This window comes from Micromonospora sp. 4G55 (assembly GCF_016803375.1).
Genome location: NZ_JAEVHN010000138.1, coordinates 1 through 12,355 on the forward strand (window position 1 = coordinate 1; position 12,355 = coordinate 12,355).

The window sequence follows — 12,355 nt, forward strand, 5'->3', positions numbered from 1 at the left end:
GCCGGACCACCCTGGGCCGGTGATCGACACCGTTTGCGGCGTGTTGCGGTGCCCCGGCGCCCGGGGACACCGCGACACGCCGCAAAGCGAGTGGATCACGCGGCCGGTGGTGAGGGGCGGACACGCAAAAGGCGGCGCCCCCGGATGGCTCTCGCCGTCCGGGGCCGCCGCCCTCGTGCTGTCGTCCTTACTCGTCCGCCCCCGCGGTGGCCGCGCCACCGAGGTCGGCCGGAACGGCGTCCGGCACCTCGGCCGGCCGGTCCGAGCCGCGGAAGACCAGCTTGGACTTGTCGATGTTCTCCGGGTCGCCCTCGCAGTCCACCACCACGATCTGACCCGGGGTCAGCTCGTTGAAGAGGATCCGCTCGGACAGGTTGTCCTCGATGTCGCGCTGGATCGTGCGACGCAGCGGACGGGCGCCCAGCACCGGGTCGAAGCCCTTCTTCGCCAGGTACTTCTTGGCGTTGTCGGTCAGCTCCAGGCCCATGTCCTTGTTGCGCAGCTGCGTCTCGATCCGGGCGATCATGATGTCCACGATCGAGAGGATCTCGCTCTGCCGCAGCTGGTGGAAGACGATGGTGTCGTCGATCCGGTTCAGGAACTCAGGCCGGAAGTGCTGCTTGAGCTCGTCGTTGACCTTCTGCTTCATCCGGTCGTAGTTCGACTCGGAGTCCTCAGAGGCCTGGAAGCCCAGCGACACCGCCTTGGCGACGTCACGGGTACCGAGGTTGGTGGTCAGGATGATGACCGTGTTCTTGAAGTCCACGATCCGACCCTGACCGTCGGTGAGCCGACCGTCCTCCAGGATCTGGAGCAGCGTGTTGAACACGTCCGGGTGGGCCTTCTCGATCTCGTCGAAGAGGACCACCGAGAACGGCCGACGCCGCACCTTCTCGGTCAGCTGACCACCCTCGTCGTACCCGACGTAGCCGGGAGGGGCACCCACCAGCCGGGAGACCGTGTAGCGGTCGTGGAACTCGGACATGTCCAGCTGGATGAGGGCGTCCTCGCTGCCGAACAGGAACTCGGCCAGCGCCTTGGAGAGCTCGGTCTTACCCACGCCGGACGGGCCGGCGAAGATGAACGAGCCGGACGGACGCTTCGGGTCCTTCAGGCCGGCCCGGGTACGCCGGATCGCCTTCGAGACCGCCTTGACCGCGTCCTCCTGGCCGATGACGCGCTTGTGCAGCTCGTCCTCCATGCGCAGCAGGCGCGAGGTCTCCTCCTCGGTCAGCTTGTAGACCGGGATACCGGTCCAGTTGCCGAGCACCTCGGCGATCTGCTCGTCGTCGACCTCGCTGACGACGTCCAGGTCACCGGCCTTCCACTCCTTCTCCCGCTGCGCCTTCTGACCGAGGAGCTGCTTCTCCTTGTCACGCAGCTGGGCGGCGCGCTCGAAGTCCTGCGCGTCGATCGCGGACTCCTTGTCGCGGCGCACCTGGGCGATGCGCTCGTCGAAGTCACGCAGGTCTGGCGGCGCGGTCATCCGACGGATCCGCATCCGGGCACCGGCCTCGTCGATCAGGTCGATCGCCTTGTCCGGCAGGAAGCGGTCCGAGATGTACCGGTCGGCCAGGGTCGCGGCGGCCACCAGGGCGGCGTCGGTGATGCTCACCCGGTGGTGCGCCTCGTACCGGTCGCGCAGCCCCTTGAGGATCTCGATGGTGTGGGCCAGCGACGGCTCACCCACCTGGATCGGCTGGAAGCGGCGCTCGAGAGCGGCGTCCTTCTCCAGGTGCTTGCGGTACTCGTCGAGAGTGGTCGCGCCGATGGTCTGCAGCTCGCCACGGGCCAGCATCGGCTTGAGGATGCTCGCCGCGTCGATCGCGCCCTCGGCGGCACCCGCACCCACCAGGGTGTGGATCTCGTCGATGAACAGGATGATGTCGCCGCGCGTGCGGATCTCCTTGAGCACCTTCTTGAGGCGCTCCTCGAAGTCACCGCGGTAGCGGGAACCGGCGACCAGGGCGCCGAGGTCCAGCGTGTAGAGCTGCTTGTCCTTGAGCGTCTCGGGCACCTCGCCCTTGATGATCTTCTGGGACAGCCCCTCCACCACGGCGGTCTTGCCGACGCCGGGCTCACCGATCAGGACCGGGTTGTTCTTGGTACGGCGGGAGAGCACCTGCATGACCCGCTCGATTTCCTTCTCGCGCCCGATCACCGGGTCGAGCTTGCCCTCGCGGGCGGCCTGGGTCAGGTTGCGGCCGAACTGGTCCAGCACGAGGCTGGTCGACGGCGCGGCCTCACCCGGCGCGGCGCCCGCCGCGGCCGGCTCCTTGCCCTGGTAGCCGGAGAGCAGCTGGATCACCTGCTGGCGGACCCGGTTGAGGTCCGCACCGAGCTTGACCAGCACCTGGGCGGCGACGCCCTCACCCTCGCGGATCAGACCGAGCAGGATGTGCTCCGTGCCGATGTAGTTGTGGCCGAGCTGCAGCGCCTCGCGCAGCGACAGCTCCAGCACCTTCTTGGCCCGCGGCGTGAACGGGATGTGCCCGCTCGGCGCCTGCTGGCCCTGGCCGATGATCTCCTCGACCTGCTGGCGGACGCCCTCGAGGGAGATGCCGAGGCTCTCCAGGGCCTTTGCCGCGACGCCTTCACCTTCGTGGATCAGGCCCAGCAGGATGTGCTCCGTACCGATGTAGTTGTGGTTGAGCATCCGGGCCTCTTCTTGGGCCAGGACGACAACCCGTCGCGCTCGGTCGGTGAACCGCTCGAACATGCCCTCGTGCTCCTCACGTGCCGTGCGCCTTGATGTTCAAGATCTTGGCGGGGCCGGTGCGCGGACGTCCGGGACGGGCGTCCGTGCCTCCTTACTCTATCGCCGTCGACCGACTCCGCTGAGGTCGTGTGTCCCCGCGATGAGCCGTTCTGACGTCGTTTTGACCAACCATCCGCGCTCAGGAGGTGTTCCGGGACCCCGACCTGTACGCGCAGAGCGAAATTCGCCCCGGGTGCGGAAGCTCCCCGGCGGACCGGTGGCTCGTCCACAGGTTGTGGACAGATTCTCCACCGCCTGTGGACAACGCCGCCCCCGGCGGGAATCTTCCCCCGCCCGCCGGCACCGCCGCCCGGCGTCGCACGAGGCAACTCCGGGCCAACGCAGCCCCGTTCGTCACAGCGAGCACACCCGACCCCGGCGCCCCACCGGCCGGGAAAACGGCGACGCCGGCCCGGAGTGGTGCTCCGGCCCGGCGTCGTGTCGCCCCTGGCGCTGGTGTCAGTGACCCGCCTTGGCGTGGTACTCGTCGACGATCTCCTGCGGGATGCGGCCCCGGTCGGAGATCTCCTTGCCGGACTTCTTGGCCCAGGCCCGGATCGCCTTGTTCTGCTCGCGATCGGCCGTGGCGCCGCCCCGGCCCCGCGCGGCCCGGCCACCCACGACCACGCCGCCCCGACCGACCCGGGTGCCCGCCCCCACGTACTGCGCGAATGCCTCGCGCAATTTTGCGGCGTTGGAGTTCGACAGGTCGATCTCGTACTGAACGCCGTCGAGGGCGAACTTGACGGTCTCGTCCGCGTCCCCGCCGTCCAGGTCATCGACCAGCTTGTGAATGATCTGCTTGGCCACGTCCCACATTCCTTTCGAGCAGGGTGCTCCTGCAATAGGAGCACAATAACCCGCGTGCCGCTCGACGCGTCAATAGGATGCGGTAACGAGCCGGAGAAGCTTCCCACTCACTCCGGGCGGACCAACGGGAAGAGGATGGTCTCCCGAATTCCGAGACCGGTCAGCGCCATCAGAAGCCGGTCGATTCCCATTCCCATACCGCCGGCCGGCGGCATTCCGTACTCCATCGCGCGCAGAAAGTCCTCGTCCAGCCGCATGGCCTCGTCGTCGCCGCGGGCGGCCAACTGCGCCTGGGCGACCAGCCGCTCCCGCTGCACCACCGGGTCCACCAATTCGGAGTACGCGGTGCCCAGCTCGAAGCCGAGCACGTAGAGGTCCCACTTCTCGGCCAGCCCCGGCTCGCTGCGGTGCGCCCGGGTCAGCGGGCTGGTCTCCTCCGGGTAGTCGCGCACGAAGGTGGGGGCCTGCAGGCCCGGCACGACCAGTTCCTCGAACAGTTCCTCGGCCAGCTTGCCCGGCCCCCACTTCGGGTCCACGGCGAGCCCCACCTTGTCGGCGTACTCCACCAGGCGGGACCGTTCGGTGCGGACCGTGACCTCCTCGCCGAGCGCCTCGGAAAGCACCCCGAACAGCGTCACCGAGCGCCACTCGCCGCCCAGGTCGAACTCGTGGCCGTCGGCGTGGGTCACCACGGTCGAGCCGCTGACCGCGATCGCCGCCTGCTGCACCAGATTGCGGGTCAGCTCGGCCATCGTGTCGTAGTCGCCGTACGCCTGGTAGGTCTCCAGCATCGCGAACTCCGGCGAGTGCGAAGAGTCCACGCCCTCATTACGGAAGTTGCGGTTGATCTCGAAGACCCGGTCGACGCCGCCGACCACGGCCCGCTTGAGAAACAGTTCCGGCGCGATTCGCAGATACAGATCGGTGTTCAACGCATTGCTGTGGGTCACGAATGGGCGGGCCGCCGCCCCGCCGTGCAGCAACTGCAGCATCGGGGTCTCGACCTCGATGAATCCCTGCCCGTGCAGCGAATCGCGCAGGCTGCGCACCGCCGCCGCCCGGGTACGCACCATCTGCCGCGCCTGCGGGCGGACGACCAGGTCGACGTAGCGCTGGCGGACCCGGGCCTCCTCGCTCAACGGCTTGTGCGCCACCGGCAGCGGGCGCAGCGCCTTGGCGGTGACCGCCCACTCCTGGGCCAGCACGGACAGCTCGCCCCGGCGGCTGGTGATGACCTCACCGGTCACCCCGACGTGGTCACCGAGGTCGACCAGGCGCTTCCAGTCCTCCAGCCGCTCGGCGCCCACCCGGTCCAGGGAGAGCATGGCCTGGAGCTCGGTGCCGTCGCCGTCGCGCAGCGTCGCGAAGCAGAGCTTGCCGGTGTTCCGTACGAAGATCACGCGACCGGTGACCGAGACCTGGTCGCCGGTGGCGGTGTCGGTGGGCAGCTCGGCGTACTTCGCGCGGACCTCCGCCAGCGTGCTGGTCCGGGGGAAACCGACCGGGTACGGCTCGATGCCCTCGGCGAGCATCCGGTCCCGCTTCTCCCGGCGGACCTTCATCTGCTCGGGAAGGTCGTCGGCGGGATCCACTGGCACGGCGTTCTGCTCGATCACGGCACTGTCCTCAGAAAGGAGATATCGGCGGGGTCAGCCCCCGAGCGTACTCAAGCGCCCAGGTCGCCGTTACGGGATAACCTGCCGCCCATGACCGACCCCACTCACGCGCTGTCCTTCGGGGCGGCCGCCACCGACTACGACCGGTTCCGGCCCCGCTATCCGCAGGCCGCCGTCCGCTGGGCCCTGGCGAACGTCGAGGCGCCGGCCCGGGTGGTCGACCTCGGCGCCGGCACCGGCATCCTCAGCCGCGCGATCCTGGATTTGGGCCACGAGGTGCTGCCGGTGGAGCCCGATCCGGGGATGCGGGCCCAGTTGGCCGCCGCCACGCCGGGCAGCACGCCCTGGCCGGCAGCGCCGAGGCGGTGCCGGTGCCGGACGGGACGGCCGACGCGGTCCTGGTGGGGCAGGCCTACCACTGGTTCGACAAGGAGCGGGCGCACGTCGAGATCGCCCGGGTGCTCCGGGCGGGCGGGACGTTCGCCCCGATCTGGAACACCCGGGACGGGAGCGTCGGCTGGGTGGCCGAGCTGGACCGGATCGCCGAGATCCACGACGACGCCGGCGACCTGACCGAGAAGATCACCGACTTCGGTCCGGCCTTCGACCCGGTCGAACTGGGCGAGTTCGCCCACCGGGCCACGCTGACCCCGGACGAGGTGGTCGGCATGCTGCGTACCCGCTCGAACTGGCTGACCGCCACGCCGCGGCAACGGCAGCGGGTCGACTCGGAGCTGCGGGAACTGTTCGCCACCCACCCCGACCTGGCCGGGCGGGAGACGGTCGAGCTGCCGTACCGGACGCTCGTCTTCCGGGCCCGGCGGCGCTGAGCCCCCGGGCGGCGCCCGGCCCCGGCGGCCGGGGTCAGGTGTTGCGCTCGTAGACCATCCGCAGGCCGATCAGGGTGATCATCGGCTCGTGGTGGGTGATGGTGCGGCACTCGCCGATCACCACCGAGGCCAGCCCGCCGGTGGCGATCACCGCCTTCACCTCGCCCAGCTCCTCGACCATCCGCTCGACGATCCGGTCGACCTGCCCCGCGAAGCCGAAGTAGAGGCCGGACTGGAGGCACTCGACGGTGTTCTTGCCGATCACCGACCGGGGCTTGGTCGCCTCCACCTTGCGCAGCTGGGCGGCCCGGGCGGCCAGGGCGTCGAACGAGATCTCGATGCCCGGGGCGAAGGCGCCGCCGAGGAACTCCCCCCGGCCGCTGATCACGTCGAAGTTCGTGGTGGTGCCGAAGTCGACCACGATCGACGGACCGCCGTAGAGGGTGTACGCGGCGAGGGTGTTGACCACCCGGTCCGAGCCGACCTCCTTGGGGTTGTCGATCGCGAGCTGGACGCCGGTGCGCACCCCCGGCTCGACGATCACGCTCGGCAGGTCGGCGTAGTAGCGGGCCAGCATGGACCGCAGCGAGCGCAGCGCCGCCGGAACCGTGGAGCAGGCCGCCACCCCGGTGATCTCCACCGCGTCACCGGCGAGCAGCCCGCGAAACATCAGACCCAGCTCGTCCGCCGTGGACCGGGCGTCGGTCTTGATCCGCCAGGAGTGCACCAGCTTGTCGCCGTCGAAGGTCGCCAGCACGGTGTTGGTGTTTCCGATGTCGATGCAGAGCAGCACACGCGCAGCCTAGACGCCTCCCGGCGGGTCGAACCCGCCGAGCCGCCGGCCGCCCGGCCCGGCCCCACCGCGCCGGGCTCACCGCGCCCGGGCTCAGCGCGTCCGCAGGTCCAGCGCGATGTCCAGGATCGGCGAGGAGTGGGTGAGCGCGCCCACCGACAGGAAGTCCACACCGGTGGCCGCGTACTCGGCCGCCACCGCGAGGGTGAGCCCGCCGGTCGCCTCCAGCTCCGCCCGGTCGCCCACCCGGGCGACCACCTCCCGCAGCGTCTCCGGGGTCATGTTGTCCAGCAGCAGGAAGTCCGCGCCGGCCTCGACCGCCTCCACCGCCTCGGCGACGGTGTCGACCTCCACCTGCACCGGCACGTCGGGGAACGCCTCCCGGACCCGGCGGAAGGCGGGCGCGATACCGCCCGCGGCGAACTTGTGGTTGTCCTTGATCATGGCGACGTCGTGCAGACCCATCCGCTTGTTCGTGCCGCCGCCGGCGCGCACCGCGTACTTCTCCAGGGCGCGCAGGCCCGGGGTGGTCTTGCGGGTGTCCAGCACCATCGCCTTCGTACCGGCCAGGGCGTCGGCCCAGGCCCGGGTGTGGGTGGCCACCCCGGACATCCGGCTGAGCAGGTTGAGTGCCGTGCGCTCGGCGGTGAGCAGCAGCCGGGTCGGGCGGTCACCGTGGCCAGCACGTCGCCGCGCGCCACCCGCTGCCCGTCCCGGGCCACCAGCGACACCTCGACGGTACGGCCCGCACCGGTCACCTCGCCGACCAGCTCGAAGGCCGCGGCGGCCACGGCCAGCCCGGCCACCACCCCGTCGGCGCGGGCGACCACGTCGGCGGTGTCGGTCTGCGTGTCGGGGATGGTGGCCACGCTGGTCACGTCGAGGAAGTCCGGCCCCAGGTCCTCGGCGAGCGCCCCCACGACGACCGACCGCACCTGCGCCGGGTCCAGGCCACCGGCCCGCAACGCCTGCTCCGTCGACTCCCTCACCGGACCACCTTCGTTCGCCACTGCGGGGCTCGCAAGACCGACTCACTCCTCGCGCTCACGCCGACTCCTCCCACCGAGACGTCAACCGACCCTGCGCACCGACCGCACCGAGCAGATGGCCCCGCCACCGCTCGTCGGCGGCCGGGAAGTCCTCCCGCCAGTGGCACCCCCGGGTCTCCTGGCGGGCGTACGCGGCGGCGACCAGGGTCGACGCCACGGTGAGCAGGTTCGTCGCCTCCCAGTCGGCGGTACGCGGAGTGCCCCGGTCCAGGCCCAGCTCGCCCAGGACGGCGGCGGTCCCGGTCAACGTGGCGGCGGACCGCAGCACGCCGGCGCCCCGGGTCATCGCCCGCTGGAGCGCCGACGTGCCCTCGGCCGGCGCCACCCAGCCCTCGCCGCCCACCCACGCGCCCGTCTCCGCCGGTCGGGCCTGCTCGGGCAGCCCGGCGGCGATGTCCTCGGCGATCCGGCGGGAGAAGACCAGCCCCTCCAGCAGCGAGTTGCTGGCCAGCCGGTTGGCGCCGTGCACGCCGGTGCAGGCGACCTCGCCGCAGGCGTACAGGCCGGGGATGGAGGTGCGGCCGTGCAGGTCGGTCCGGACGCCGCCGGAGGCGTAGTGGGCCGCCGGAGCGACCGGGATCAAATCGGTGGCCGGGTCCACGCCGATGGCCAGGCAGGAGGCGACGATGGTGGGGAACCGCCCGGCCAGGAAGTCGCCGCCCAGGTGCCGGGCGTCCAGCCAGACGTGGTCCGCGCCGGTGGCCAGCAGCACCCGGTGGATGCCCTTGGCCACCACGTCCCGGGGGGCCAGTTCGGCCAGCTCGTGCTGGCCGACCATGAACCGCTTGCCGTCACCGTCGACCAGGTGGGCGCCCTCACCGCGCAGCGCCTCGGAGACCAGCGGCTGCTGGGCGAGGCCGGCGCCGGGCACCCGGGCCGCCTGCGGCACGATCAGCGCGGTCGGGTGGAACTGGACGAACTCCACGTCGGTGACCGCCGCGCCGGCCCGCATGGCCAGGGCCACCCCGTCGCCGGTCGAGACGGCCGGGTTGGTGGTCGCCGAGAAGATCTGCCCCATCCCGCCGGTGGCCAGCACCACCGCCCGGGCGAGCAGCGCGCCGACGCCGTCCTCGCTGCCCTCGCCGAGCACGTGCAGGGTGATGCCGCAGGCCGGGCCGAGGCCGTCCGGGCCGTCGCCGGGGGCGCGCAGCAGGTCCAGCACCAGGGCGTGCTCGACGAGGCGGATCCACGGGTCGCGGCGGACCGCCGCGTGCAGCGCGCGCTGCACCTCGGCGCCGGTGGCGTCGCCGCCGGCGTGCACGATCCGGTCCGCCCGGTGCCCGCCCTCCCGGGTGAGCATCAGCGACCCGTCCGGGTTGCGGTCGAACTCCGCGCCGATGCGCATCAGCTCGCGGAGCCGGGTCGGCCCCTCCTCCACCAGCACCCGCACGGCCGCCGGGTCGCAGAGCCCGACGCCGGCGATCTCGGTGTCGTGGGCGTGCGCGGCCGGGGTGTCGGTCGGGTCGAGCACCGCCGCGATGCCGCCCTGCGCCCACCGGGTGGAGCCCTCGTCGATGTTGACCTTGGTGACCACCGTGACGTGCAGGCCGGCCTCGCGCAGGTGCAGCGCGGCGGTGAGCCCGGCGACCCCGGAACCGACCACGATCACGTCGGTCGTCTCCACCCAGCCGGGCGCGGGCGCGGCCAGCAGTCGGGGCAGGGCCGGCAGGTCGACGGTCGGAAGGTCCATGAGCACAGTCAACCCGAACGCCCCTCATCCCGGGCGGCGGGGGCACGACGAGTGGTTTGGACTACGGCGTCCGCTACTTCGTCCGGACGGGCAGCCCGGCCGGGCCGGCGCCCTTGAGCGAGGCGGTCACCGTCCGGTCGCTGAGCCAGAGGTGGCAGCGGACACCCCGGTCACCCGCCCGCCAGCGGCCGGCACCGGGCGGGCGGACCACCACCCCGCTGCGGAAGCGCAGGTCGGCGTCGTCCGGCACGCCGACGTACCGGGCGAGGACGCTGCGACAGCCGGCGTAGAGCGGCAGCCAGTCGGCGTCCCGGGTCGGGTACGGCCGGTCGGGCGCCTTCCACACCCCGACGAACTCGGCGTCGTGGGCGGTGGCGCACTCCGCCGGGAGCAGCACCTGCACGCCCCGGCCGGTGCCGGTGCGGGTGCGCTGGCAGCCCAGGCGCAGCGGCGACGGGCCCTTCAAGGCATCGCGCAGGCTGCCGGTGCGGGTCACCACGGCGGCCGCCGCCTCGACGGTGGTCAACTCGCTGAGGTCGCAGCGGTACCAGCGGGAGCCGGCCGCCCAGCCGGGACGGGTGGGCAGCGCCACGGCCAGCCGCAGCCGGCCGGCGCGCCAGTCGTCGCCGACGTACCCGGTGGCGCGCGCGTCGCACTCGGCGAAGGCGCCACGCAGGTCGGCCGAGCCGTGGCGGGCGGATCCGCCCGGCCGGCCGAAAAGGCCCCCCACGTGCACCGTCTCCACCCGGTGCGCCGCGGCGCAGTCCACCGGCGCGTACGCGTCCAGCGCGACCGTGTCGGTGAAGTCGCCGACCTGGCAGACGCCGGCCTCCGGGGTGAACGGCCCGGCAGCCGCCGGGGCGGCCCAGTCGTCGGTGAGGTCCCCGTCGACCCCGGCGGTGGCGGCGCAGCCGGCCAGCAGGACCCCCGCGACCAACGCGGCGACCGGTCTCGTCATCGCACGGCGCATCGCGGCCTCCCCCAGCCGACGACCGTCGATCCCGACGGTCCGCCCAGGGTAACCAACAATGACCTTCCGGTGACAGACCGGAAGTGCGCTCAGCCCACCACGGCCAGCGGGCTCGGGGTGGGGTCGCCGGCGGTGCCGGGAGCCACGGCGGCGGGGTCGGCGCCCAGGTCGACGACCTTGTTGTCGGCGTCGACGTGCACCACCCGGGGCCGGTACGAGCGCGCCTCGGCGTCGTCCATCTGACCGTACGAGATGAGGATGACCAGGTCGCCGGGGTGCACCAGGTGCGCCGCCGCGCCGTTGATGCCGATCACCCCGCTGCCCCGCTCACCGGGGATGACGTACGTCTCCAGCCGGGCCCCGTTGGTCACGTCCACGATCGCCACCTGCTCGCCGGGGAGCAGGTCGGCGGCGTCGAGCAGATCCTGGTCCACGGTCACCGAGCCGACGTAGTGCAGATCGGCCTGGGTCACCGTGGCCCGGTGGATCTTCGACTTGAGCATGGTCCGGAACATCGGTCGCCTCTCAGCGGGTGTGGTGGTCAGGTGGTCAGGAACGCGGGGCGAGTCGGATCGCCATGTTGTCGATCAGGCGGGTGTCGCCCACCCAGGCCGCGACCAGCAGCCGGGCCGGGCCGGCCACCGGCCCCGGTTCCAGGTCCGGATCGGTGAGCACCAGGTAGTCCAGCCGGGCGTCGGCACCCACCGCGGCGAACGTCCGGTGCGCGGCGGCCAGCACCTCCCCGGCGTCCCGGCCCTGCTCGGCGGCGGTCGCGCCGGCCCGCAGCGCGGCCGACAGGCTCAGCGCGTCCGCCGCTGATCCGGCGAGAGGTAGCGGTTACGGCTGGACAGGGCCAGTCCGTCCGGTTCGCGGACGTCGGCACGCCGACCACCTCCACCGGGACGTCCAGGTCGCGGGCCATCCGGCGGACCAGGGTGAGCTGCTGGTAGTCCTTCTCGCCGAAGAAGGCGAGATCGGGGCGGGTGAGCTGGAGCAGCTTCATGACCACGGTGAGCACCCCGTGGAAGAAGCCGGGCCGGCTCTGCCCCTCCAGGTCCTCGCCGAGCTGCCCCGGGTTCACCCGGACCGCCGGCTGCCCGTCCGGGTACATGTCCGACACGGCGGGGGCGAACACCACGTCGGCCCCGGCCCGGCGGCAGATCTCCAGGTCGGCGTCGAGGGTGCGCGGATAGCGGTCGAAGTCCTCGTTGGGCCCGAACTGCAGCGGGTTGACGAAGATCGTGACGAGCACGTGGTCCGCCCGCTCCCGGGCCGCCCGCAGCAGCGTCTCGTGCCCCGAGTGCAGCGCACCCATGGTCATCACCACGCCGACGGTGCCCTTGAGTCCGTCCCGCGCCTTGGCCAGCTCGGCCCGGCTGTGCACCAGCTCCGTCATGCCGCCACCTCCCGATGGATCCCGGCCAGCACGTCGAGCAGCGACTCGGCGTCCACCGGCCGCAGCCGACCGGCCGCGATCGCCCGATCCGCGCTCCGTCGGGCCAACGCCAGGTAGGGGGCCACCGATTCCGGGGCGACCTCCGCCAGCCGGTCCAGGTGCCGCCGCACGGTGCCCGCGTCACCGCGGGACACCGGGCCGGTCAGCGCGTCGTCGCCGAGCCGCAGCGCGTTCTCCAGGGCCGCCCGCAGCAGCGGGGCCAGCACCTTCTCGGGCTGGGCCACCCCGGCGTCGCGCAGCCGGTCGGCCGCCTCGTTGACCAGGGTCACCAGGTGGTTCGCGCCGCTGCGCCAGCGCCGCGTGGTAGAGCGCGCGGTCCGCCTCGCCGACCCACTCCGGCACCCCGCCCAGGTCGGCGACGAGCCGGGCGGCGAGCGGGCGCA

General features: G+C 72.3%; 8 protein-coding genes and 3 pseudogenes. 1 reads left to right on the forward strand and 10 read right to left on the reverse strand.

Translation table 11 applies throughout. The features are described 5' to 3' along the window. Window positions 1–187 precede the first annotated feature (187 nt). The 3 genes from JNW89_RS14135 to lysS all read right to left on the reverse strand — a co-directional run bounded on the left by JNW89_RS14135 (window position 188) and on the right by lysS (window position 5,184). Window positions 188–2,719: an ATP-dependent Clp protease ATP-binding subunit gene (locus JNW89_RS14135; RefSeq protein WP_154941388.1), complete on the reverse strand. Its 2,532-nt coding sequence runs from the start codon at window positions 2,717–2,719 to the stop codon at window positions 188–190. Window positions 2,720–3,217: 498 nt separating this feature from the next. Beyond that, window positions 3,218–3,568, reverse strand: a complete 351-nt coding sequence (locus tag JNW89_RS14140) for an Lsr2 family protein (protein WP_238449289.1) — start codon at window positions 3,566–3,568, stop codon at window positions 3,218–3,220. A gap of 107 nt (window positions 3,569–3,675) precedes the next feature. After that, complete coding sequence (gene lysS, locus JNW89_RS14145) at window positions 3,676–5,184, reverse strand: lysine--tRNA ligase (protein WP_238449290.1); 1,509 nt, start codon at window positions 5,182–5,184, stop codon at window positions 3,676–3,678. A gap of 371 nt (window positions 5,185–5,555) precedes the next feature. On the opposite strand from lysS, the gene JNW89_RS14150 reads away from it, so the two are divergent. Next, window positions 5,556–6,014, forward strand: coding sequence for a methyltransferase domain-containing protein (locus tag JNW89_RS14150; protein WP_238449291.1), 459 nt, complete (start codon window positions 5,556–5,558; stop codon window positions 6,012–6,014). A 34-nt stretch (window positions 6,015–6,048) separates the two neighbouring features. On the opposite strand, the gene JNW89_RS14155 is transcribed toward JNW89_RS14150, so the two are convergent. From JNW89_RS14155 to JNW89_RS14185, 7 genes and pseudogenes are all read right to left on the reverse strand, one after another. After that, complete coding sequence (locus JNW89_RS14155) at window positions 6,049–6,807, reverse strand: type III pantothenate kinase (protein WP_238449292.1); 759 nt, start codon at window positions 6,805–6,807, stop codon at window positions 6,049–6,051. A 93-nt stretch (window positions 6,808–6,900) separates the two neighbouring features. Further along, window positions 6,901–7,796 (reverse strand): annotated as a pseudogene (gene nadC / locus JNW89_RS14160) (carboxylating nicotinate-nucleotide diphosphorylase). A 55-nt stretch (window positions 7,797–7,851) separates the two neighbouring features. Further along, window positions 7,852–9,546 (reverse strand): L-aspartate oxidase, encoded by a 1,695-nt coding sequence (locus JNW89_RS14165; RefSeq protein ID WP_238449293.1) that lies wholly within the window; start codon window positions 9,544–9,546, stop codon window positions 7,852–7,854. Window positions 9,547–9,619: 73 nt separating this feature from the next. Then, window positions 9,620–10,516 carry a septum formation family protein gene (locus JNW89_RS14170; RefSeq protein ID WP_238449294.1) on the reverse strand — a complete coding sequence of 299 codons (897 nt, stop codon included), beginning with the start codon at window positions 10,514–10,516 and terminating at the stop codon, window positions 9,620–9,622. Between the two features lie 89 nt (window positions 10,517–10,605). Continuing rightward, window positions 10,606–11,031: an aspartate 1-decarboxylase gene (gene panD, locus JNW89_RS14175; protein WP_179802157.1), complete on the reverse strand. Its 426-nt coding sequence runs from the start codon at window positions 11,029–11,031 to the stop codon at window positions 10,606–10,608. Window positions 11,032–11,065: 34 nt separating this feature from the next. Continuing rightward, window positions 11,066–11,912, reverse strand: a pseudogene (gene panC, locus JNW89_RS14180) (pantoate--beta-alanine ligase). Next, a pseudogene (locus JNW89_RS14185) lies at window positions 11,909–12,355 on the reverse strand (DUF2520 domain-containing protein); the annotation flags it as partial. The pseudogenes JNW89_RS14185 and panC, both read right to left, overlap by 4 nt.